Source organism: Aeromonas bivalvium, assembly GCF_000819765.1.
GTDB lineage: Bacteria > Pseudomonadota > Gammaproteobacteria > Enterobacterales > Aeromonadaceae > Aeromonas > Aeromonas bivalvium.
Genome location: NZ_CDBT01000004.1, coordinates 141,722 through 165,734 on the forward strand (window position 1 = coordinate 141,722; position 24,013 = coordinate 165,734).

Sequence of the window (24,013 nt, forward strand, 5' to 3'; positions counted from 1 at the left end):
AGCAGAGAAGCAGAGAAGCCTGCGCCATAACTTGCGTGACGCCAACAAAAAAGGAGGCCTGAGCCTCCTTTTCGTTTCATAACAGAACCGGATTAGACCAGTGCTGCTTTAGCCTTTTCAACCAGGGCGGTGAAAGCCACTTTGTCGTGAACGGCGATATCGGACAGGATCTTGCGATCGATCTCGATAGAAGCTTTCTTCAGGCCGTTGATCAGACGGCTGTAGGACAGACCGTTCTGACGGGCTGCCGCGTTGATACGGGCAATCCACAGTTGACGGAACTGACGCTTCTTCTGGCGACGGTCACGGTAGGCGTACTGACCAGCTTTGGTTACCGCTTGTACCGCTACGCGGTAGACACGGGAACGGGCGCCGTAGTAACCCTTGGCGGCTTTCATTACTTTCTTGTGACGAGCGCGAGCGGTCACACCACGTTTAACTCTTGGCATTTTTCACATCCCCCTTATGCGTACGGCAGACAGGCAACAACACGTTTGTGGTCAGCAGCAGAGACCATGAACTTCGGTCCCAGCTTGCGCTTACGCTTGCTGCTCTTCTTGGTCAGGATGTGACGCAGGTGGTTATGCTTGCACTTGAAGCGGCCGGAGCCAGTCTTCTTGAAGCGCTTTGCAGCACCCCGGTTGGTTTTCATCTTCGGCATTTTATACTCCGCATTGTGAGTGACAACAAAATCGCAAGGCGAACCGACTCATGGGACGAACCCATGAGTCAATTTCTTGTGGGCCTTAAGATTTCTTCTTAGGTGCGAGAACCATCACAGCTTGACGGCCTTCGACTTTCGGGAACGACTCGACTACGGCCAGCTCTTCCAGATCGTTCTTGACACGCTCCAAGACCTTGATACCAAGATCCTGGTGGGCCATTTCACGACCACGGAAGCGCAGGGTGACCTTCGCCTTGTCCCCGTCTTCCAGAAAGCGAACCAGGTTGCGTAGTTTTACCTGATAGTCGCCTTCGTCTGTACCAGGACGGAATTTGATTTCCTTGACCTGGACAACTTTCTGCTTTTTCTTCTGTTCTTTGGTTGTTTTGCTCTTCTCGTAGAGGAATTTGCCGTAATCCATGATTCGGCAAACGGGCGGTTCAGCGTTAGGGCTGATCTCGACCAGATCCACTCCAGCTTCAACGGCTAAGTTCAATGCATCTTGGATACCAACGACACCCAAAGGCTCGCCATCTATACCAGTCAAACGAACTTCTTTCAGACGAATCTCGGTATTGATCCGGTGAGCGCGGGCTTGCGGTTGCTTGCCCAGTTTTTTTCCGCCTTTTATAGCTTATTCCTCCACTTTCTTTTGTCCGCGGGTCTGAACTTCCTGGGTCAACAGAGCAATCAGCTCTTCTACAGGATAAGTGCCCAGGTCAGCCCCTTTACGAGTCCGTACTGCAATCTTGCCAGCTTCAACTTCTTTGTCGCCGCAGACCAGCATGAAAGGTACTCGTTTCAAAGTATGCTCGCGGATTTTAAAGCCAATCTTCTCATTTCTCAAGTCCGCTTTTGCGCGAAGGCCCGCATCATTCAATGCTTTGGCCACTTTCACCGCATAATCGGCCTGATTATCCGTGATATTCATCACCACGGCCTGAGTTGGTGCCAACCAGGTCGGGAACAGTCCGGCGTACTCTTCGGTCAGGATGCCGATGAAGCGCTCGATGGAACCCAGGATGGCGCGATGTATCATCACGGGGACGTGACGCTCGTTGTCTTCGCCTACATAAGTGGCGCCAAGACGGCCCGGCAGGGCGAAATCGAGCTGCACTGTACCACACTGCCAGGCGCGATCCAGGCAATCGTGCAGGGTGAATTCGATCTTGGGTCCGTAGAAGGCCCCCTCACCCGGCTGCAGATCGTACTTCAGGCCGTTCACCTCGAGGGCTTCGGCCAGGGCGGCCTCGGCGCGATCCCAGGCTTCATCGGATCCGATGCGCTGCTCGGGACGGGTGGAGAGCTTGACCACGATGTTTTCGAAGCCGAAGGTACCGTAGACGTCATAGACCATGCGGATGCACGCAGACACCTCTTCCATCACCTGCGCTTCGCTACAGAAGATGTGGGCATCATCCTGGGTAAATCCGCGCACTCGCATCAGACCGTGCAGGGAACCAGACGGCTCGTTGCGGTGGCAGGAGCCAAACTCGGCCATGCGCAGCGGCAGATCACGGTAGGATTTCAGACCCTGGTTGAAGATCTGGACGTGGCCCGGGCAGTTCATCGGCTTGATGGCGTACTCGCGGTTCTCGGACTGGGTGGTGAACATGCCTTGCGCATATTTGTCCCAGTGACCGGATCGCTCCCACAAGACACGATCCATCATGGAGGGACCTTTCACCTCCTGATAGTCATACTCGCGCAATTTGGTGCGCATGAAGCTTTCCAGCTCGCGGAAAATGGTCCAGCCGTCGTTGTGCCAGAACACCATGCCCGGCGCATCTTCCTGCATGTGATAGAGGTCGAGCTGTTTGCCGATCTTGCGGTGGTCGCGCTTGGCGGCCTCTTCCAGACGTTGCAGATAGGCCTTGAGCTGCTTCTTGTCGGCCCAGGCGGTGCCGTAGATGCGCTGCAACATCTTGTTGCTGGAGTCGCCACGCCAGTAGGCACCGGACATCTTCTGCAACTTGAAGTGGTGGCAGTGACGCATGTTGGGCACGTGGGGCCCGCGGCACATGTCGATGTACTCTTCGTGATGATAGAGACCGGGCTGGTCATCACGGGCAATATTCTGATCCAGGATCTCGACCTTGTAGGTCTCGCCGCGGGCAGCGAACACGTCGCGTGCCTCCTGCCAGGAGACCTTCTTCTTGATGACGTCGTAATCCTTGCCTGCCAGCTCGAGCATGCGCGCTTCGAGCGCAGCCATGTCTTCTTCCGTCAGGGTATGGTCAAGGTCCACATCATAATAGAAACCATTATCGATGACGGGGCCGATAGCCATCTTGGTCTGGGGCCAGAGCTGCTTGATGGCATGACCCAGCAAGTGAGCACAGGAGTGGCGCAGGATCTCCAGACCTTCTTCGTCTTTGGCGGTGATGATGGAGAGCTGCGCATCGGCTTCGATCAGCTCGCAGGCATCCACCAGTTCACCGTTTACCCGGCCGGCAATGCACGCCTTGGCGAGACCGGGACCTATGTCCGCGGCCACGTCCATGACGGAAACGGCGTGGGCAAATTGACGTTGACTGCCGTCAGGCAGAGTAATGATTGGCATTGTGTGTTTCCTTATACAGTGGTGCCCCCTACCAAAGGGCACATGTAATAGTAAAAATTCCTTCAGATTCAAGCTCATCCCTCTGGTGTTTCACCGTAAACCAAACGGTTGGTACACAGAGAGATACCCAGGCTGTCGTGGGCCTCATGCTATCGCCTATCAGGATCCACCGAGGATTGTATCAGACGTGACAACTCAGACAAGTTACCCTGCCGATTTTGCATACCCTGTCGGGCCTGGCGCCGCCGCACATGTGCACTCTGCCGATCGGTGCGCGCACGATGACAATGCGCCTCGCTGACGACGGCCTCCTGGCGCCCTCGCCCCCTCCCTGTGCTACTTTCCAGGTAGGGACAGGCCCGAGAAGGAGAGCGCTATGTACACCTATGACGTATCGTTTGTGGAGCATGCGGAGAAGATCATTCACCCTGATCACCTGCTGACGACGCACTGCCCCGTTCATATCGGAGAGCTGGTGATCCTGAGCGATGGCAGCAAGCGGGAGGTATGCAGCATAGTGCACAGCGCCGATCGCAGTACCCTCTATGTCACCGACGTGACCCCAGGCAAGGTCAGCGCCAGTATCTGAACCCCTAACCGGCACTCAGGAAAGCGTGAGCGTCGAAGTCGAAGGTGCCGCGCCCCTCCTCGGCCAGCGCCAGCTCCTGCAATACCGTGAGTGCCAGCTTGTTGCCCTTTTGCGAGGCCTGATAGAGCCACTGCTTGGCCCTGGCCATGTCGACCCGACCGTTGACCCCCATCAGATGCAGCACCCCTACCTTCAGCATGGCGGGCACGTCGCCGTTTTGGGCGGCCTGCTCCATCCAGCGAAATGCCTCGTGCAAATCCCGCGTCACCCCTGCGCCACGCAGATAGAGCTCCGCCAGCCGATATTGACCAAAGGCATCCCCCGCCTCGGCGGACTGACGATAGAGGCGGATGGCCTGCGTCAGGCTCTGCTCGCTCCCCTGCCCCAGCTCATGGCTCCACCCCATCAGGGCCTGCGCCCTGGGTTGACCCTGCTCGGCCAGTGGCTGCCAGATACCGGTCGCCTGCTCGAAGTGACCCACCCGCCAGGCGCGATTGGCCGCTGCCAGCTCCTGCTCGGTGGAGAGCGGGATCAGACGCCAGGCGACCAGGGCGATGACGGCGATAAACAGCCAGCGGTAAGTAGTGGGGCTCATGATGATTTCCGTGATCCGGTTCGCATTTTGTCTATGTAAACGAAATGTAGCGACAGTTCAAGCAGGAGATCCCGCTCTTTGGCCGAGTGAAATACGGGAAGACTGGCCGGACTTGATGTTTGGCACTGTCCAGAGCAGAATGACTGTATATATAAACAGTATTCGTTGGTGATGTGATGGCAGGACGAAGCGCTACCCACAATATCGAGCACCGCTTCAGCGGCCCGCAGATCGAAACCGTTGACGACGGCTGGAGCCAGAGCGACTGGGACGCGGCATTTGCCGCCAGCGATCCCCGCACCGAGGTACGGGAGATAGAGGCTCGCAGCATCATCAGCCACAATCACTCGCCGGACGTCCCCTTCGGGCGCTCCATCAATCCCTATCAGGGGTGCGAACATGGCTGCATCTATTGCTATGCCAGACCCAGCCATGCCTACCTCGAACTCTCCCCCGGGCTGGATTTCGAGAGCAAGCTGTTTGCCAAGCTCAACGCCGCCGAACTGCTGCGCCGGGAGTTTGCCAAACCAGGTTATCAGCCGCAGACCATAGTGCTAGGGGCCAATACCGATCCTTATCAGCCCATAGAGCACCACTATCGCCTGACCCGCGAGCTGCTGGAGGTGATGCTGGCCCATCACCATCCGGTGGGGATCATCACCAAGAGCGCCATGATATTGCGCGATCTCGATCTGCTGGCCGAGTTGGCCCGGGAAGGGCTCTGCCAGGTGATGGTGTCGGTCACCACCCTCAATGAAACGCTGAGGCGACAGCTGGAGCCCCGCGCCAGCACGGGAACAGGACGGATCAAGGTGATCGAGAAACTGGCACGGGCCGGGATACCTGTGGGGGTGCTGGCGGCCCCCATGATCCCGCGCCTCAACGAGCCCGAGCTGGAGCAGATCATCAAGGCCGCCGTCGACGCCGGGGCGAGCTGTGCGGATTACATCTTGCTGCGACTGCCCCACGAGCTCACCACCCTGTTTTGCGACTGGCTGGAGGAGCACTACCCCGGCCAGAAGGAGGCCATCTTGAACCAGTTGCGGGCAAGCAGAGGGGGGGCGCTCAACAGTCACGCCTTCGGGACTCGTATGCGCGGAGAGGGGCAATTCGCCGACTTGCTTGCCCAGCGCTTTCGGCTCATCAGCAGGCGGCTGCAACTGGGCAAGCGCCATACCGCGCTCAACACCTCGGCCTTCATACGCCCCAACGAGCAGCTGCGCCTGTTCTGAACGTCGCCGTCAGCTTCGTGGTCTTGGCGGACAGGTACTTGCCGGATGGCGCTGTACAATCAGCTCCGCAGGCAGGCGCGATGGCTCGTGCGCCACCTCCTCCTCATCCACCCTAAGCTGCGCCTTCTCTTGCGATCCCCACATCCGGCTCCACCAGATCTCCCACATTGCCCAGCTCGTCATAACAGTGCTCCTGGCAGGCGATGCCTGCCTCTGTGGTGGTCTCATCCAACGCAGGCAGCATGGCTGGCCGTCATGACAGGGCCATGACAGCCGAGTGAAGAAACCGTGTTGATGACATGAGGCCATGCCCATCGCAAATCGGTATGGCCCCCCCAGACCATGCAAGGCTTGGGAGCTGACAGGTAAAAGGGAGAATGAACACCAGGATGGAGAGCGTCTGCAAGCAGGCGAGCCAATAAAAAGAGCGACCATCAAGGTCGCTCTTTTGCATCGGGTAAGGGGGGCGATTACTCGTCGCCCGCCTCCCCTGCATCGACGGCGCCTGTGTCCGCTGCGGTGTCTGTGCCTTCGGACACTTCACCCTCGGCGGCCAGGGCCTCGTTTTCCTCTTCGTCGCTCTCGGCGATGCGCTGCAGGCCGACCACGGTCTCGTCTTCACCGGTACGGATCAGACGCACACCGCCGGTGTTGCGACCTATGACGCTCACCTCGGCAACACGGGTACGCACCAGGGTGCCGCCGTTGGTGATCAGCATGATCTGGTCGGTATCCTCGACCTGGATCGCATCGATCACCTTGCCGTTGCGCTCGTCCACCTTGATGGAGCGAACGCCCTGGGTACCGCGGCTCTTGGTCGGGTATTCGTCCAGTGCGGTACGCTTGCCGTAACCGTTCTCGGTGGCGGTGAGGATGGCCCCTTCACCGCGCGGCACGATGAGGGAGACCACGTGGTCACCGGCGCCGAGCTTGATGCCGCGCACACCGGCGGCGGTACGACCCATGGGACGCACGCCCTTGAAGGTACCCTTGTTCTCGGTGCCTTCGCCGTTGTCGCTGCCATCCTCGTCGTTGCCGGCGTCGTCGTCGGTCTCGACCTCATCGCTGGCATCCGCATCGGCGGCATCGGCGCGGCCGCTGCCTTCATTGAAGCGAACCACCTTGCCCGCATCGGAGAAGAGCATGATCTCGTTGCTGCCGTCGGTGATGTCCACCCCGATCAGCTCATCACCCTCTTTGAGGTTGATGGCACGGATACCGGAGGAGAGCGGACGGCTGAAGTCGGACAGGCTGGTCTTCTTCACGGTACCGTTGGCGGTGGCGAAGAAGACGTACTTGTCGGCATCATATTCCTTGACCGGCAGGATGGCGGTGATGCGCTCACCCTCGTCCAGCGGCAGCAGGTTGATGATGGGACGACCACGGGCGCCACGGGACGCTTCCGGCAGCTGATACACCTTGAGCCAGTAGACCTTGCCACGGGTGGAGAAGCACAGAATGGTGTCGTGGGTGTTGGCCACCAGCAGACGCTCCACAAAGTCCTCTTCCTTGATCCGGGTTGCCGACTTGCCACGACCACCGCGGCGCTGGGCCTCGTAGTCGGAGAGCGGCTGATACTTCACATAGCCCTGGTGAGACAGGGTCACCACCACGTCTTCCGGGGTGATCAGATCTTCGATGTTGATCTCGGCACTGGACATGCTGATCTCGGTGCGACGCTCGTCGCCATACTGCTCGCGCACGGCCAGCAGTTCATCGCGGATCACTTCCATCAGGCGTTCCGGGCTTGCCAGGATGAACAGCAGCTCGGCGATGAGATCCAGCAGAGATTGGTACTCTTCCAGGATCTTCTCGTGCTCGAGGCCGGTCAGCTTGTGCAGACGCAGGTCGAGGATGGCCTGGGCCTGGATCTCGGTCAGGAAGTACTGCCCTTCACGGATGCCGAACTCCGGCTCCAGCCACTCAGGTCGTGCCGCATCGTCGCCCGCTTTCTCCAGCATGGCGGCCACGTTGCCGAGCTCCCAGCCCTTGGCCACCAGCGCCGCTTTCGCATCTGCCGGGGTCGCGCTGTGGCGAATGAGCTCTATGATGGGGTCTATGTTGGCCAGGGCCACCGCCAGACCTTCCAGGATGTGCGCCCGATCCCGCGCCTTGCGCAGCTCGAACACGGTCCTGCGGGTCACCACTTCACGGCGGTGCAGCAGGAAGGCATCCAGGATCTCCTTGAGGTTCATCACCTTGGGCTGGTTGTTGTCCAGCGCCACCATGTTGATGCCGAACGTGGTCTGCATCTGGGTGTGCTTGTAGAGATTGTTCAGCACAATCTCGCCGGACTCGCCGCGCTTGATCTCGATGACGATGCGCATGCCGTCCTTGTCGGACTCATCGCGCAGGGCGCTGATGCCCTCGATCTTCTTCTCTTTGACCAGCTCGGCAATCTTCTCGATCAGCCGTGCCTTGTTCACCTGATAGGGGATCTCGTGGACGATGATGGTCTCGCGACCGCTCTTGTCGTCCACTTCCACCTCGGCCTTGGCCCGCACATAGACGGAGCCGCGACCGGTCCGGTACGCCTGCACTATGCCGGAGCGACCGTTGATGATGCCGCCGGTGGGGAAATCCGGGCCGGTGACATAGGCCATCAGCTCGTCGACGGTGAGGTCGCCATTTTCGATCAGCGCCAGACAGCCGTTGACTATCTCGGTGAGGTTGTGAGGGGGGATGTTGGTCGCCATGCCCACCGCGATACCGGAAGAGCCGTTGATCAACAGGGTGGGCACCTTGGTGGGCATGACAGCCGGGATCATCTCGGTGCCGTCATAGTTGGGCACCCAGTCCACCGTCTCTTTGTCCAGATCGGCCAGCAGCTCGTGGGAGATGCGCGCCATCCGCACTTCGGTGTAACGCATGGCCGCAGCGTTGTCGCCGTCAACCGAACCGAAGTTGCCCTGACCATCGACCAGCATGTAACGCATGGAAAAATCCTGCGCCATCCGGACTATGGTGTCATACACGGCACTGTCGCCGTGGGGGTGGTATTTACCGATTACGTCACCGACCACACGGGCCGATTTTTTATAGGGCTTGTTCCAGTCGTTCCCCAACTCGTTCATTGCATACAGAACGCGGCGGTGAACCGGTTTCAAGCCATCACGCACATCCGGCAGAGCTCGTCCTACGATCACGCTCATGGCGTAATCAAGATAGGAACTCTTGAGCTCTTCTTCGATGTTGACCGGCGTGATCTCTCTGGCCAGATCGCTCATAGAAAGCCTTAATCCCTAATTAGTTGTTCTTTGGCTTAAACAGCGCGACATGGTAACACAGCAAGGGCGATTGCTTAAGTCGGAAATCGGGCTGGTTTGCATAAGTCGCTTCGTTATAATGCCCGCCAGGACAATAGATTGCGCGCACCCTGCCCGCTGCGCGCCCCGCCACAGGATCTTGCCAAGATGAACACTGACGCCAACGTCGATCTGACAGAAATTGCCAAATTCGAAGCCATCGCCTCCCGCTGGTGGGACATGGAGGGAGAGTTCAAGCCACTGCATCAAATCAACCCGGTGCGCCTTGACTGGATCACCGACAAGAGCGGCGGCCTGTTTGGCAAGCGCGTGCTCGACATCGGCTGCGGCGGCGGCATCCTCTCCGAGAGCATGGCCCGCCGTGGCGCCCGGGTCACCGGCATCGACATGGGCAAGGAGCCCCTCGGGGTCGCCCGCCTGCACGCCCTGGAGCAAGGGGTGGAGCTGGAATACCGCCAGATGACCGCCGAGGAGCACGCCAGCGAAGCCCCCGGCCAGTACGATCTCGTCACCTGCATGGAGATGCTCGAGCACGTGCCGGATCCGGCCTCGGTGCTGCGGGCCATCGCCACCCTGGTGCGACCGGGTGGCCGGGTGGTGGTCTCCACCATCAACCGCAATCCCAAGTCGTTCCTGATGATGATCGTCGGCGCCGAGTACCTGATGAAGATGGTGCCCAAGGGCACCCATGACCACAAAAAATTCATCACCCCCGCCGAGCTGTGTCGCATGGGTGAGCTGGCGGGCCTGCTGGTACGGGACATGAGCGGCGTGCACTATTCGCCGCTGACCGGCCACTTCAAGCTGGGGGCGAATGTCGACGTCAACTACATGGTGGAGTTCATCCGCCCGGAGCTAGGTTGATGAGCGCCCCTCACCCCATGCTCCTGCGCTGCGTGCTGTTCGATCTGGACGGCACCCTGCTCGACACGGCCCCGGATCTCGGCGCCGCCGTCAACCATGTGCTGGTGAGCGAAGGGTTTGCCCCCCTGCCCGAGGCCATCATCCGCCAGACCACTTCCCACGGGGCGCTGGGGCTGCTCAGGGCAGGCCTTGGGGACGAATTGCTGGAAGAGCTCGGTGCCAGCCGCCTGCGCACCGCCCTGCTCGACTACTATGCCGCCAACCTGTGCGTCGGCACCCGCCCCTATGAGGGGATGCTGGATCTCATCGAGTGGCTCGACGAAAACGCGCTGCCCTGGGGCATAGTCACCAACAAGCCGGGTTTTCTCACCGAGCCCCTGCTGGCCGCCCTGCCGGCACTGGCCAGCTGTGGCGTGACCGTGAGCGCAGACACCCTGCCGGTGCGCAAGCCAGACCCCGCCCCCATGTTCTTTGCCTGCGAGCGGCTCGGGATCCCGGCGAGCCAGTGCCTCTACGTGGGGGATCATGTGCGCGACATCGAAGCGGGTCGCAATGCTGGCATGCGCACCGCGGTAGCGGGCTGGGGCTATCTGAGCGAGGACGAGGATCCCGCCGCCTGGGGCGCGGATCTGCACTTTGATACGGTACAGGCCCTGCACCACTGGCTGCGCTACGAGCTGGGCTGAATCATCGCTGTCCGGGCAGGGGGTCATCATCGTCCTCCTGCCCCCTCCTCCATCGGGCCCTGACTGCGCACCATCGCCGCCGCCCCTCAACAACCGGCGAGCTCCCCCGTCAGGGGCCCGGGTATGAGCAATTCCCTGCCCCCTGTTGCGATCACTTTTGGCGCGGATCGCACAGGGATTGTGCAAGGATCCGAGGGGCGATGGCGGCTAGTAAAAAGGGTCTGGTTTCGCAAGCAAAAAAAGTTATTTTAATTTTCCATCTTTGATCCCGGGGCACGGATTTCAGGGAGCGGACGAAGGAAAACCCGTTCGCTGTGAGTAGTCACTAACAGTTGCCATGACACCCACAATTTATCCACAGCCCTCTCCCCATCCATGCGTTGCAAAGCGGTGACGACCTCACTATCTTGTAGCTCGCATTCAAAATAACACTACATCTTGTGTCTCACCGCATATCGTCCCACTAGAAAAGAGGGGCGGGTCTGCTTGCTTGTCAAGCTTTGCGATGAGTTTTTCGGGAATCAACAAAAGGTCATCAGCCAATGAACTTGTTTGTGACGAAGCGTAACGGCCACAAAGAACCCATCGATCTGGACAAGATCCACCGCGTGCTCGACTGGGCCGCCGAGGGACTCGACAACGTGTCGGTCTCCCAGGTGGAGCTCAAGTCCCACATCCAGTTCTATGACGGCATCCGTACCGCCGACATCCACGAAACCGTCATCAAGGCCGCTGCTGACCTTATCTCCGAGCAGAGCCCGGACTACCAGTACATGGCTGCCCGCCTGGCCATCTTCCATCTGCGCAAGAAGGCCTACGGCCAGTTCGAGCCGCCCCACCTCTATCAGCACGTCGCCAAGCTGGTGGACATGGGCAAGTACGACAAGCATCTGCTGGAGGACTACACCCAGGCCGAATTCGAGGAGCTCAACGCCCACCTCGACCACTGGCGCGACATGGACTTCTCCTACGCCGCAGTCAAGCAGCTGGAAGGCAAGTACCTGGTGCAAAACCGCGTCACCGGCGAGATCTACGAGAGCCCGCAGTTCCTCTACATCCTGGTGGCGGCCTGCCTCTTCTCCAAGTATCCGAAAGATACCCGTCTGAGCTACATCAAGCGCTTCTACGATGCGGTCTCGACCTTCAAGATCTCCCTGCCCACCCCCATCATGAGCGGTGTGCGCACCCCGACCCGTCAGTTCAGCTCCTGCGTGCTGATCGAGTGCGATGACAGCCTGGATTCCATCAATGCCACCGCCAGCGCCATCGTGCGTTACGTCTCCCAGCGTGCTGGCATCGGCATCAACGCCGGTCGCATCCGTGGCCTGGGCAGCCCCATCCGTGGCGGCGAAGCCTTCCACACCGGCTGCATCCCCTTCTACAAGTACTTCCAGACTGCCGTGAAGTGCTGCTCCCAGGGCGGCGTGCGCGGCGGGGCGGCCACCCTGTTCTACCCCCTGTGGCACACCGAGGTGGAGAGCCTGCTGGTACTGAAGAACAACCGCGGCGTGGAAGAGAACCGGGTCCGTCACATGGACTACGGGGTGCAGATCAACAAGCTGATGTACCAGCGCCTCATCAAGGGCGGTGACATCACATTGTTCTCCCCGTCCGATGCACCTGGCCTGTACGACGCCTTCTTCGCGGATCAGGACAAGTTCGAGCAGCTCTACGTCAAGTACGAGCAGGATCCGTCCATTCGCAAGAAGACCCTCAAGGCGGTGGATCTCTTCTCCCTGATGATGCAGGAGCGTGCCGGCACCGGTCGCATCTACATCCAGAACGTGGATCACTGCAACACCCACAGCCCGTTCGATCCGGCCGTGGCGCCGGTGCGCCAGTCCAACCTCTGCCTCGAGATTGCGCTGCCCACCAAGCCCCTCAACAACGTGGATGACGAGAATGGCGAGATTGCCCTGTGCACCCTCTCTGCCTTCAACCTCGGCGCCATCGAGAAGCTGGACGATCTGGAAGAGATGGCGGATCTTGCCGTGCGTGCCCTGGACGCCCTGCTCGACTATCAGGACTACCCGCTCAAGGCCGCCCAGAAAGGCAGCATGAACCGCCGCACCCTGGGCATTGGCGTCATCAACTACGCCTACTACCTGGCGAAAAACGGCGCCCGCTACTCCGACGGCTCCGGTCTGGCACTGACTCACCGCACCTTCGAGGCGATCCAGTACTACCTGCTGAAGGCCTCCGTGCAGCTGGCCCGCGAGTTCGGCCCCTGCCCGGCCTTTGGCGAGACCACCTATGCCCAGGGGATCCTGCCCATCGATACCTATAAAAAGGATCTGGACGCCCTTTGCAACGAGCCGCTGCACCTGGACTGGGAAGCGCTGCGCAACGACATCAAGACCGTGGGTCTGCGCAACTCCACCCTGACCGCCCTGATGCCCAGCGAGACCTCCAGCCAGATCTCCAACGCCACCAACGGCATAGAGCCGCCCCGCGGCCTGGTGTCGGTCAAGGCCTCCAAGGACGGCATCCTCAAGCAGGTGGTGCCCGAGTACGAGCGTCTCAAGGATCAGTACGAGCTGCTGTGGAAGCAGCCGAGCGTCGACGGTTACCTGCAGCTGGTCGGCATCATGCAGAAGTTCGTGGACCAGGCGATCTCCGCCAACACCAACTACGACCCGGCCCGTTTCGAAGGCAACAAGGTGCCGATGAAGCAGCTGCTCAAGGACTTGCTGACCGCTTACAAATACGGCCTCAAGACCCTCTACTATCACAACACCCGTGATGGTGCGGACGACACCCAGACCGATCTGCAAGATGACGGTTGTGCGGGTGGGGCTTGCAAGATATAACCGCCAACAAACATTGATTGACACCGAGCGGGAGCCAAGCCTCCCGCTTCCCCGTTTCTGCCTGTTAAGACATTGGATATCATGGCCTATTCAACTTTTTGCCAAACCCAGAACGACCAGCTCAAGGAACCTATGTTCTTCGGTCAATCGGTCAACGTGGCCCGTTACGATCAGCAAAAATATGACGTGTTCGAACGGCTGATCGAAAAGCAGCTCTCCTTCTTCTGGCGCCCGGAAGAGGTGGACGTCTCCCACGACCGCATCGATTACCAGGCGCTGCCGCCCCACGAGCAGCATATCTTCATCTCCAACCTGAAGTACCAGACCCTGCTGGACTCCATCCAGGGCCGCAGCCCGAACGTGGCCCTGCTGCCCTTGGTCTCCATCCCGGAGCTGGAGACCTGGATCGAGACCTGGGCCTTCTCCGAGACCATCCACTCTCGCTCCTACACCCACATCATCCGCAATATCGTCAACTCCCCTTCCCAGGTGTTTGACGATATCGTGACCAACGAGCAGATCCTGAAACGGGCCGGCTCCATCAGCCATTTCTATGACGATCTGATAGAGGCGACCGCCCTCTACAACCTGCACGGTGAAGGGACCCACACAGTCGCTGGCCGCGAGCTGACCATCAGCCTGCATGAGCTCAAGAAGAAGCTCTATCTGTGCCTGATGAGCGTCAACGCCCTGGAGGCGATCCGCTTCTACGTCAGCTTCGCCTGTTCGTTTGCCTTCGCCGAGCGCGAGCTGATGGAAGGCAACGCCAAGATCATCAAGATGATCGCCCGTGACGAGGCACTGCACCTGACCGGCACCCAGCACATGCTGAACCTGATGCGCAGCGGCCAGGACGATCCCGAGATGGCCGAGATAGCGCAAGAGTGCGAACAGGCCTGCTTCGACATCTTCAAGGAAGCGGCGGAGCAGGAGAAGGAGTGGGCCGAGTACCTGTTCCAGGATGGCTCCATGATAGGCCTGAACAAGGACATCCTCTGCCAGTACGTGGAATACATCACCAACCTGCGCATGGCTGCCGTCGGCCTGCAACCGGCCTTTGCCGGTGCCAAGCAAAACCCTATCCCCTGGATCAACACCTGGTTGTCCTCCGACAACGTCCAGGTCGCCCCGCAGGAAGTGGAAGTGAGTTCCTACCTGGTGGGTCAGATCGACAGCGAAGTGAGTCACGAAGATCTGGGTGACTTCGAGCTGTGAGGGAGTGCCTGCTGGCGCCGGCGCAACCCGGACAACGGCGCGAGGACGAGGCCAGGGGCCCCGCCCTCATCCATAGCCGGCACGGTGCCCTGGCGGCCCGACCGGGGGAGACCCTGCTCGATACCCTGGAGCGCCATGGCCAGCGGGTGGAATTCCAGTGCCGCAGCGGTTATTGCGGTGCCTGCCGCACCCCCCTGCTGGCGGGTCGGGTACACTATCCCGAGCCGCCCCTGGCCTTCGTCCCGCCGGGCCAGTGCCTGCCCTGCTGCTGTCACCCCCAGGGCAACGTCAGCCTGGATCTGGCTCACGGGACTGAGCCATCTTCATGAGCCAAGAGCCCTCAGCCGAGGGCTTTCTCTTTTCTCTCTTCTTCTCTCCCCGGCCCCCTTTTAGCCTTCGTCCCAGCGGCCCTAGGGTGCGTACACCCGCCATAAAAAATGCCCTCCGAAGAGGGCATGTTCCTTGTCGCACCAAGGGTGCCGAGTGTGGACTCAGACGTTGCGGCTGGTTGCAGGCTGGCCCTGCAGGCTCTCATCCTCGGCCATGCAGGCCGCGGCAGTGAACAGCACGTCGGTGGAGCTGTTGAGGGCCGTCTCGGCGGAGTCTTGCAGCACGCCGATGATGAAGCCGACCGCGACCACCTGCATGGCGACATCGTTGCTGATGCCAAACAGGCTGCAGGCGAGCGGGATCAGCAGCAGGGAGCCGCCAGCCACCCCGGAGGCGCCGCAGGCACTGATAGTCGCCACCACGGAGAGCAGCACGGCGGTCGCGATATCCACCTGCAGACCCAGGGTGTGCACGGCCGCCAGGCTCAATACAGTGATGGTGATGGCGGCGCCGGCCATGTTGATGGTGGCTCCGAGCGGGATGGAGACCGCATAGGTGTCTTTGGGCAGCTTGAGCTTCTCGCACAGCGCCATGTTGACCGGGATGTTGGCGGCGGAGCTGCGGGTAAAGAAGGCGGTCACGCCGCTCTCTTTCAGGCAGGTCAGCACCAGGGGATAGGGATTGCGCTTTATCTTCCAGAACACGATGAGCGGGTTCACCACGAAGGCGATGAACAGCATGCAGCCGATCAGCACGGCCAGCAGGTGCGCATAGCCGAGCAGGGCATCGAATCCGGTCTCCGCCAGGGTAGAGGCGACCAGGCCCAGGATGCCGAGCGGGGCGAAGCGGATCACCAGCTTGACGATGGTGGAGATGCCACCAGACAGATCGGAGACCAGGGCCTTGGTGGTGTCACTGGCATGACGCAGCACGACGCCAAGGGCGATGGCCCAGCCCAGGATGCCGATATAGTTGGCGTCCATCAATGCCTTGACCGGGTTGCTCACCAGGTTGAACAGCAGAGTCTGGAGCACTTCGGTGATGCCACCCGGGGGGGTGATATCGGCCGTGTTGGCGACCAGGTGCAGGCTGGAGGGGAACAGGAAACTGGCCAGCACAGCTACCAGGGCCGCCGCAAAGGTGCCAAACAGGTAGAGGCCCAGCAGCGGGCGAATATTGGTCTTCTGGCCCTGCTTGTGGCCCGTGATGGCGGCGATCACCAGCACGAAGACCAGGATGGGGGCCACGGCCTTGAGGGCTCCGACGAACAGGCCGCCGAGCAGGCCGGCGGATTTGGCCCACTCAGGCGCAAACAGTGCCAGCAGGATACCGGCAATCAGGCCGACCAGGATCTGGCTGACCAGGCTGGTACTATTTACCAAACGAAGGAGGGGGTGTTGTTGTGTCATCTATATAGTCCCTGTACACACGCGGTGTTTGAATCATTGAGTCCTGTGGCGACCATCTTCATTCGGCACTGACCGAACAAACCTCCTGCTGCGGGCAGACCTTCTCTTGATGGGGTCCGTATTCCAGGCGGGGTCGCACCAAGGGAATATCCCATCTACGACAGGTTTTTTCCACACATACACCACGAAAATCCCATTTTACATCACAAAAAACCACAACAATTGAGTAACGCAATATCAACACCCGGATAAAGAAGGCTAAATATTGCCCACTCGGCACCAGGCAGCCCCCGGGTCATGGGTCAGGTGGTATCATGGTCCCTTTACTCAGGATGGCGCCCCATGATCTCCTCTTTGCTGCAACAACACTTCGGTTTCACCCAGCTCAGACCCGGCCAGGAGGCGGTGATGGCGCAGATCCTGGCCGGCCGCAGCGCCGCCGCCATCTTCCCGACCGGCTCCGGCAAGTCCCTCTGCTATCAACTGCCGGCCCTGGCCCTGCCCCACCTCACCCTGGTGATCTCCCCCCTCATCGCCCTGATGCAGGATCAGCTGGCCTTTCTCAAGAGCAAGGGCATAGCGGCGGCGGCACTGGACTCGAGCCTGAGCCCGGCGCAGAGTCGGGAGGTGATGGCCCAGATAGGATCGGACCAGCTCAAGATCCTGATGATCTCGGTCGAGCGGCTCAAGAACGAGCGCTTTCGCCGCTTCATCGCCACCGTGCCCATCTCCCTGATGGTGGTGGATGAAGCCCACTGCATCTCGGAATGGGGCCACAACTTTCGCCCCGACTACCTCAAGCTGCCCGAGCACAGGCGTGCCCTCAAGATCCCCCAGGTGCTGCTGCTGACCGCCACCGCCACCCGCGCCGTGATGCAGGACATGCAGCGCAAGTTCGACATAGACGATGACGGCCTGGTGGTGACCGGCTTCTATCGTCCCAACCTGGACTTGAATGTCTTGCCCATGGCGCCCGGGGCACGAGACGCCTGGTTGACGGAGGAGATGGCGCGCGCCCCCTCGGATCCGACCATCGTCTATGTCACCCTGCAGCACACCGCAGAGGCGTGCGCCGACAGGCTGGCCAAAGCCGGCATCCGCGCCCGTGCCTATCACGCCGGACTTGGCGCCGATCTGCGCCAGACGATCCTGCACGACTTCATGAGCGGTCGACTCGACTGCATCGTCGCCACCATCGCCTTTGGCATGGGCATCGACAAGGCCGATATCCGCCGGGTCATTCACTACGACTTGCCCAAATCCATCGAAAACTACAGCCAGGAGATAGGGCGCGCCGGACGGGATGGGCAGCTATCCCGCTGTACCGTGCTGGCCAACCGCACCCAGTTGCCCGTGCTGGAGAACTTCGTCTATGGGGATACGCCGGACAAGGCCGCCATCGCCCAGCTGCTGGCCCAGCTCCCCCCGGCTGGCGAGGCCTGGGAGTTCGTGCTGCTGCGCATCTCGAACGAGACCAACATCCGCCAGCTTCCCTTGAAGACCCTGCTGGTCTACCTGGAGCTCAATGGCATCTTGAGCCCGGCCTACAGCTACTTTGCCGAGTATCGGTTCAAGTTCATCGCCGACAGGGACGCCATACTCGCCCGTTTCGATCAGGGGCGCCGTCACTTCCTCGAGGCCCTGTTCGCCAGCGCCCCCCAGGCCCGCAGCTGGTGCACCATGGATTTCGAGGCGCTCTGGCAGGGTTATCAGGGGGAGCGTGGCCGCGCGGTGGCCGCCCTCGACTATCTGCAGCAGCAGGGCCTCATCGAACTCGAGAGCAAGCAGATGACCGAGGTCTATCAGGTACAACGCACGCCCGCCTCCCTGGATGCCCTCGTCGACGAGCTCCATGGACTGTTCGTGCAAAAAGAGCAGAGCGAGCTGGCCAGGTTGCAGGCCCTGCTCGCCTTCTTTACCTCATCGGCTTGCCTGAGTCAGACCCTGGCCCGCCATTTTGCCGATGAGCAGGCCCCCGCCCGCTGCGGCCACTGCTCGGTTTGCCGCGGTCAGGTGGCCCACTTGCCCCCAGAGCCGATGGCGCCACTGCCCAACGAGGCGGGGATCCGCGCCTGGTGCGATCCCCTGGCGAGCCAGTTGCCAAGCCCCGAACCCAGGATCCTGACCCGCTTCCTGTGCGGGATCAGCACCCCCCTCACCACCCGCCTCAAGGCGGGCAAACTGGCCGGCTTTGGCCGGCTGGGCGACATCCCCTTCGCCCGGGTGCTCACCCTGGTCGCACAGGCCTATGGGCACCACGGCCCCCACTAGGCGCCACAGCGAGCGTGGCGGCCCTCACGCACTTGCCACACCATCTAGCGTCCGCACAGGGCGCGTCTGCGACATGACATCGATCGTCATCAGCGACACAGGGGATCATAAGAAGGGGGTCTGTGGCTCCCCCGGCATCGGTCTGGAGACGCTGAAAAAATAAGACCCTCGCGGATGCGAGGGTCAAGCCAACGGAAACGTGCTTAAACAGAGCTTTGTTTTCGATACCGAGACACTCTCTTGCTAAAGCGGCTCAGCACCGAACACAGGTGCCAATCTAGAGCAGTGAAAATGTAGCGTCAATGTAAAAATTAGAGCTTTGACACCAATTTAAGAACATTACGTTTACGCTCTCGTAAAGCATATTCCACTATCCAGGCGCCCCGTGCCAGAGCCCGCCAGCCCTGGCGTCCTGCGATCCATCTGGGTTTTCCGCTCGTACTTCCCTTGGCAGTCATGCTGAAACATTTATTTTTATCTCTTTGACATTGCCCCGACTAACGTGGCAAAAATAATTTAACAGTCAGTAACATACAGACACCGCTTGCCTGGTGCCGCTCAAGGCGCCGGGATCCGGGCCAACCGATTTAAAGCCGTGCACTGTAATGGATTACTGGGGGCTGTTGACTAGGCTTAAGAGGAAAGCACAACAAGAGTGATAAACCGATCATTTTAGGGTAAGCGACTATAACGAGGGCTAAGTTATGGGCATCTTCGAGCATTACCAACAACGTTACGAGCAAGCCAGGGAAGAGGAGTACAGCATTCAGGAGTTCCTGGACATGTGCAAACAGGACAAATCCTGCTACGCCTCCGCCGCCGAACGTCTACTGGTTGCCATCGGCGACCCGGAGATGGTTGATACCGCCACCAATCCGAGACTCAGTCGTCTCTTTTCCAACCGGGTCGTCGCCCGTTATCCCGCCTTCAAGGATTTCTACGGCATGGAAGACGCCATCGAGCAGATCGTCTCCTACCTCAAGCACTCCGCCCAGGGCCTGGAAGAGAAGAAGCAGATCCTCTATCTGCTGGGTCCGGTCGGCGGCGGCAAATCGTCTCTGGCCGAGAAGCTCAAATCCTTGATGCAGAAGGTGCCCATCTACCGGATCAAGGGATCCCCGGTCAATGACCACCCCTTCTGTTTGTTCGACATGGAAGAGGACGGCGAGCTGCTGGAGAAAGAGTACGGCATCCCGCGCCGCTATCTGCGCCCCATCATGTCCCCCTGGGCGGCCAAGCGCCTGACCGAATTTGGCGGTGATATCACCAAGTTCAAGGTGGAAAAGGTCAACCCTTCCATACTGCACCAGATTGCCATCGCCAAGACAGAGCCCGGCGATGAGAACAACCAGGACATCTCCTCCCTGGTCGGCAAGGTCGACATCCGCATGCTGGAGCACTATGCCCAGGACGATGCCGATGCCTACTCCTACTCGGGGGCGCTGTGCAAGGCGAACCAGGGCATAATGGAGTTCGTCGAGATGTTCAAGGCCCCCATCAAGGTACTGCACCCGCTGCTGACCGCCACCCAGGAAGGCAACTACAACGGCACAGAGGGGCTCTCCGCCCTCCCCTTCGACGGCATTCTGCTGGCTCACTCCAACGAATCCGAATGGCAGCACTTCAAGAACAACCGCAATAACGAGGCCTTCCTCGACCGTGTCTATATCGTCAAGGTGCCTTACTGCCTGCGGGTCTCGGAAGAGGTGAAGATCTACGAGAAGCTGCTCACCAACAGCGAGCTGACCGAGGCCAAATGTGCCCCGGGCACCCTGGAGCTGCTGGGACAGTTCTCCGTGCTGTCACGACTCAAGGAGCCGGAAAACTCCAGCCTCTACTCCAAGATGCGGGTCTATGATGGCGAAAGCCTCAAGGACACGGATCCCAAGGCCAAGAGCTATCAGGAGTACCGGGACTACGCCGGGGTGGATGAGGGGATGAACGGCCTCTCGACTCGCTTCGCGTTCAAGATATTGTCACGGGTCTTCAACTTCGACCATGCCGAGGTGGCGGCCAACCCGGTTCACCTCTTCTATGTGCTGGAGCAGCAGATAGAGCGCGAACAGTTCCCGCAGGAGATACACGATCGCTACCTGGAGTTCATCAAGGGCTATCTCACCCCGCGCTACGTGGAGTTCATCGGCAAGGAGATCCAGACCGCCTACCTCGAGTCCTACTCCGAATATGGCCAGAACATCTTCGATCGCTACGTCACCTATGCGGACTTCTGGATCCAGGATCAGGAGTACCGGGATCCGGAGACGGGGCAACTGTTTGACCGCGCCTCTCTCAACAGCGAGCTGGAAAAGATTGAGAAACCGGCCGGGATCAGCAACCCGAAGGACTTTCGCAACGAAATCGTCAACTTCGTGCTGCGGGCCCGGGCCAACAATGCCGGTCGCAACCCGAACTGGACCAGCTACGAGAAGCTGCGCACCGTCATCGAGAAGAAGATGTTCTCCAACACCGAAGAGCTGTTGCCGGTCATCTCCTTCAACAGCAAGACCTCGGCGGAAGAGCAGAAGAAACACGATAACTTTGTCGAGCGGATGATGGAGAAAGGCTATACCCGCAAACAGGTACGGCTGCTCTCCGAATGGTATCTCAGGGTACGCAAGTCATCCTGATCCTGACGGCTTTGCCAAGGGGGAGTTATGGCGCACTTTATCGACCGCAGGCTCAACGGCAAGAACAAAAGCGCTGTCAATCGGCAGCGCTTCATCCGCCGCTACAAGAAGCAGATCAAACAAGCGGTCTCGGATGCCGTCTCCAAGCGCAGCATCCAGGACGTGGACAAGGGCGAGAGCATCAGTATCCCGACCCGGGACATCGGCGAGCCCCATTTTCATCAGGGGCATGGGGGCAAGCGGGAGATGGTGCATCCCGGCAATGATCAGTTTGTCTCAGGGGACAAGATAGACAGACCCAAGGGAGGCGGCGCCGGTCAGGGGGCGGGAGAAGGACAGGCATCCAACCAGGGGGAAGGGAGCGATGACTTCGTGTTCCAGATCTCCAAGGATGAATACCTGGATCTCCTGTTCGAGGATCTCGAACTGCCCCACCTGCAAAAGACCCAGCTCAACCAGCTGATGGAGATGAAGACCTACCGGGCCGGTTATACCTCCAATGGTGTACCGGCCAACATCAACGTGGTGCGATCCTTGCGCAACTCGCTGGCACGACGCATGTCGCTGCAAGCCGGCAAGAAGCGCAGCCTGCGGGAGCTGGAGGAGCGGCTCCTGCTGCTGTCGAAAGACCCCAGCGAACACTTCGCCGAGATAGCGCTGCTGGAAAAAGAGATCCGCGACCTGAAAAAACGCATCGAAGCCGTGCCCTTCATCGACACCTTCGATCTCAAGTTCAACAACTTCGTCAAGCGGCCCGTCCCCTCCAGCCAGGCGGTGATGTTCTGCCTGATGGACGTCTCCGGCTCCATGGATCAAGCCACCAAGGAGATGGCCAAACGCTTCTACATCCTGCTCTATCTGTTCCTGAGTCGTACCTACAAGAATGTGGAGGTGGTCTATATCCGCCACCACACCCAGGCCAAGGAGGTGGACGAGCACGAGTTCTTCTACTCCCAGGAGACCGGGGGCACCATCGTCTCCAGCGCCCTCAAGATGATGAGCGACATCATGGATGAGCGTTATCCCACCAACCAGTGGAACATCTATGCCGCCCAGGCCTCAGACGGGGACAACTGGGCCGATGACTCGCCCCAGTGCCGCGAGATCCTGCTGCAGGAGATCATGCCGCGGGTGCGCTACTACTCCTATATCGAGATCACCACCCGGGCCCACCAGACCCTGTGGCACGAATACGAGTCGGTCGCCAGCCAGTATCCCTACTTTGCCATGGAGCACATTCGCAAGGTGGAGGACATCTACCCGGTGTTCCGGGAACTGTTCAAGAAACAAGCGGCCTAGGGGGGCATATGACGGAGACAGCCAACACCTTTGCGCCCTTCGATGACGGGCCTGACTGGAATTTTGACCTGCTGGAGATCTATCACCGGGAAATAGCGCGCGTCGCCAGGCACTACCGGCTCGATACCTACCCCAACCAGATAGAGGTGATCACCGCCGAGCAGATGATGGATGCCTACTCCAGCGTCGGCATGCCCATCGGCTATCAGCACTGGTCATTCGGCAAGCGCTTCATCCACACCGAGCGCAACTACAAACGTGGTCAGATGGGGCTCGCCTACGAAATCGTCATCAACTCGGATCCCTGCATCGCCTATCTGATGGAGGAGAACACCATGCCGATGCAGGCACTAGTGATGGCCCATGCCTGCTATGGCCACAACTCGTTTTTCAAGAACAACTATCTGTTCAAGACCTGGACCGATGCCTCCTCCATCATCGATTACCTGCTGTTTGCCAAGAACTACATCACCGAATGTGAGGAGAAGCACGGTATCGATGCGGTGGAGCGGCTGCTCGATGCCTGCCATGCCCTGATGAACTTCGGGGTCGATCGCTACAAGCGGCCCCAGAAGATCTCCCTGGCCGAGGAGAAGAGGCGCCAGAAAGCCCGGGAAGACTACCTGCAGACCCAGGTCAATGAGCTGTGGCGCACCCTGCCCCGGCAGCACAAGTCCGCCAACGTGGCGGATCGCCGCTATCCGCCAGAGCCCCAGGAGAATCTGCTCTACTTCATCGAGAAGAATGCGCCCCTGCTCGAGCCCTGGCAGCGGGAGGTGGTGCGCATCGTGCGCAAGATCAGCCAGTATTTCTATCCCCAGAAACAGACTCAGGTGATGAATGAAGGCTGGGCCACCTTCTGGCACTACACCATACTCAATCACCTGTATGACGAGGGAAAACTGAGCGATCGCTTCATGATGGAGGTGCTGCACAGCCACACCAATGTGGTCTTTCAACCCCCCTACAACAGCCGCTACTACTCGGGGATCAACCCTTACGCCCTCGGTTTTGCCATGTTTGTCGATCTGAGACGCATCTGTGAGCACCCCACCGAGGAGGACAGACGCTGGTTTCCGGACTATGCCGGTACCAACTGGGTCGACACCCTTCACTTTGCCATGCAGAACTTCAAGGATGAGAGCTTCATCAGCCAGTTCCTCAGCCCCAAGGTGATGCGGGACATGAAGCTCTTTGCCATCGACGATGACGATCTGAAGAACTACCTCAAGATAGCCGCCATTCACAACGAGGAGGGCTATCATCTGGTGCGCAATGCCCTGTCATCCCAGTACAACCTCAGCAATCTGGAGCCGAACATCCAGGTCTATGACGTGGCGGTGAAGGGGGATCGCGCCCTGACCCTGCGTTATGTGCCCCATAACCGCATCCCCCTTGGTGACTCCTATCATGAGGTGCTCAAGCACGTGCATCTGCTGTGGGGCTTCGATGTGGTGCTGGAACAGGACAATGGCGAACTACCAAGCGATCTCATCGGTCGCTGCCCGGAGCGGCGCCCCCTCCCTTGACCCTGCCCATGACGCCATAATGCAAAGAGCGCGCCCGAAGGCGCGCTCTTTATATCCTCTCGCT

Annotated in this window: 19 protein-coding genes; 11 read left to right on the forward strand and 8 right to left on the reverse strand. The window is 59.8% G+C overall.

Going from position 1 to position 24,013, the window contains the following annotated elements; translation table 11 throughout:
- Positions 1 to 92: 92 nt before the first annotated feature.
- The 4 genes from rplT to thrS all read right to left on the reverse strand — a co-directional run bounded on the left by rplT (position 93) and on the right by thrS (position 3,227).
- Positions 93 to 449 carry a 50S ribosomal protein L20 gene (gene rplT / locus BN1119_RS00855; protein ID WP_041992476.1) on the reverse strand — a complete coding sequence of 119 codons (357 nt, stop codon included), beginning with the start codon at positions 447 to 449 and terminating at the stop codon, positions 93 to 95.
- A 14-nt stretch (positions 450 to 463) separates the two neighbouring features.
- Complete coding sequence (gene rpmI, locus BN1119_RS00860; protein WP_005315535.1) at positions 464 to 661, reverse strand: 50S ribosomal protein L35; 198 nt, start codon at positions 659 to 661, stop codon at positions 464 to 466.
- A gap of 85 nt (positions 662 to 746) precedes the next feature.
- The gene (infC, locus tag BN1119_RS00865) at positions 747 to 1,295 is read right to left on the reverse strand and encodes a translation initiation factor IF-3 (protein ID WP_041992478.1); all 549 of its coding nucleotides are present in this window, start codon (positions 1,293 to 1,295) and stop codon (positions 747 to 749) included.
- 3 nt (positions 1,296 to 1,298) lie between these two features.
- Positions 1,299 to 3,227 carry a threonine--tRNA ligase gene (thrS, locus tag BN1119_RS00870; protein ID WP_041992480.1) on the reverse strand — a complete coding sequence of 643 codons (1,929 nt, stop codon included), beginning with the start codon at positions 3,225 to 3,227 and terminating at the stop codon, positions 1,299 to 1,301.
- 376 nt (positions 3,228 to 3,603) lie between these two features.
- Here thrS and BN1119_RS00875 point away from each other — a divergent pair, with 376 nt between their 5' ends.
- Positions 3,604 to 3,816 (forward strand): hypothetical protein, encoded by a 213-nt coding sequence (locus BN1119_RS00875; RefSeq protein ID WP_041992482.1) that lies wholly within the window; start codon positions 3,604 to 3,606, stop codon positions 3,814 to 3,816.
- A gap of 4 nt (positions 3,817 to 3,820) precedes the next feature.
- On the opposite strand, the gene BN1119_RS00880 is transcribed toward BN1119_RS00875, so the two are convergent.
- On the reverse strand, positions 3,821 to 4,411 hold the full coding sequence (locus BN1119_RS00880; RefSeq protein WP_041992486.1) for a tetratricopeptide repeat protein: 591 nt from the start codon (positions 4,409 to 4,411) through the stop codon (positions 3,821 to 3,823).
- Between the two features lie 176 nt (positions 4,412 to 4,587).
- Here BN1119_RS00880 and BN1119_RS00885 point away from each other — a divergent pair, with 176 nt between their 5' ends.
- Positions 4,588 to 5,643 (forward strand): PA0069 family radical SAM protein, encoded by a 1,056-nt coding sequence (locus BN1119_RS00885; protein ID WP_041992489.1) that lies wholly within the window; start codon positions 4,588 to 4,590, stop codon positions 5,641 to 5,643.
- Between the two features lie 112 nt (positions 5,644 to 5,755).
- On the opposite strand, the gene BN1119_RS20990 is transcribed toward BN1119_RS00885, so the two are convergent.
- Positions 5,756 to 5,887, reverse strand: a complete 132-nt coding sequence (locus BN1119_RS20990; RefSeq protein ID WP_280136458.1) for a hypothetical protein — start codon at positions 5,885 to 5,887, stop codon at positions 5,756 to 5,758.
- Positions 5,888 to 6,113: 226 nt separating this feature from the next.
- Positions 6,114 to 8,870 (reverse strand): DNA topoisomerase (ATP-hydrolyzing) subunit A, encoded by a 2,757-nt coding sequence (gene gyrA, locus BN1119_RS00890; RefSeq protein WP_041992494.1) that lies wholly within the window; start codon positions 8,868 to 8,870, stop codon positions 6,114 to 6,116.
- Between the two features lie 186 nt (positions 8,871 to 9,056).
- Between gyrA and ubiG the strand changes: the two genes are divergently transcribed.
- The 5 genes from ubiG (at position 9,057) to yfaE (ending at position 14,813) form a co-directional block, all read left to right on the forward strand.
- Entirely contained in the window at positions 9,057 to 9,773 is a 717-nt protein-coding gene (gene ubiG / locus BN1119_RS00895; RefSeq protein ID WP_041992496.1) for a bifunctional 2-polyprenyl-6-hydroxyphenol methylase/3-demethylubiquinol 3-O-methyltransferase UbiG, read from the forward strand.
- Complete coding sequence (locus BN1119_RS00900; RefSeq protein ID WP_041992498.1) at positions 9,773 to 10,459, forward strand: HAD family hydrolase; 687 nt, start codon at positions 9,773 to 9,775, stop codon at positions 10,457 to 10,459. Before ubiG ends, BN1119_RS00900 begins: the two co-directional genes overlap by 1 nt.
- A 542-nt stretch (positions 10,460 to 11,001) precedes the next feature.
- Positions 11,002 to 13,269, forward strand: a complete 2,268-nt coding sequence (nrdA, locus tag BN1119_RS00905; protein ID WP_041992500.1) for a class 1a ribonucleoside-diphosphate reductase subunit alpha — start codon at positions 11,002 to 11,004, stop codon at positions 13,267 to 13,269.
- An 81-nt stretch (positions 13,270 to 13,350) separates the two neighbouring features.
- Complete coding sequence (gene nrdB / locus BN1119_RS00910; protein ID WP_041992502.1) at positions 13,351 to 14,484, forward strand: class Ia ribonucleoside-diphosphate reductase subunit beta; 1,134 nt, start codon at positions 13,351 to 13,353, stop codon at positions 14,482 to 14,484.
- Positions 14,481 to 14,813: a class I ribonucleotide reductase maintenance protein YfaE gene (yfaE, locus tag BN1119_RS00915; protein ID WP_409337742.1), complete on the forward strand. Its 333-nt coding sequence runs from the start codon at positions 14,481 to 14,483 to the stop codon at positions 14,811 to 14,813. Before nrdB ends, yfaE begins: the two co-directional genes overlap by 4 nt.
- Before the next feature lie 162 nt (positions 14,814 to 14,975).
- Here the strand turns inward: yfaE and sstT are convergent, their stop codons facing one another.
- Positions 14,976 to 16,223: a serine/threonine transporter SstT gene (sstT, locus tag BN1119_RS00920; RefSeq protein ID WP_041992505.1), complete on the reverse strand. Its 1,248-nt coding sequence runs from the start codon at positions 16,221 to 16,223 to the stop codon at positions 14,976 to 14,978.
- A 342-nt stretch (positions 16,224 to 16,565) separates the two neighbouring features.
- Between sstT and BN1119_RS00925 the strand changes: the two genes are divergently transcribed.
- The 4 genes from BN1119_RS00925 to BN1119_RS00940 all read left to right on the forward strand — a co-directional run bounded on the left by BN1119_RS00925 (position 16,566) and on the right by BN1119_RS00940 (position 23,949).
- Positions 16,566 to 18,494, forward strand: a complete 1,929-nt coding sequence (locus BN1119_RS00925; protein ID WP_041992508.1) for a RecQ family ATP-dependent DNA helicase — start codon at positions 16,566 to 16,568, stop codon at positions 18,492 to 18,494.
- A 704-nt stretch (positions 18,495 to 19,198) separates the two neighbouring features.
- The gene (locus BN1119_RS00930; protein WP_041992510.1) at positions 19,199 to 21,121 is read left to right on the forward strand and encodes a PrkA family serine protein kinase; all 1,923 of its coding nucleotides are present in this window, start codon (positions 19,199 to 19,201) and stop codon (positions 21,119 to 21,121) included.
- A 27-nt stretch (positions 21,122 to 21,148) separates the two neighbouring features.
- Positions 21,149 to 22,420, forward strand: a complete 1,272-nt coding sequence (locus BN1119_RS00935) for a YeaH/YhbH family protein (RefSeq protein WP_041992514.1) — start codon at positions 21,149 to 21,151, stop codon at positions 22,418 to 22,420.
- Positions 22,421 to 22,428: 8 nt separating this feature from the next.
- Entirely contained in the window at positions 22,429 to 23,949 is a 1,521-nt protein-coding gene (locus BN1119_RS00940; protein WP_041992517.1) for a SpoVR family protein, read from the forward strand.
- Positions 23,950 to 24,013 lie beyond the last annotated feature (64 nt).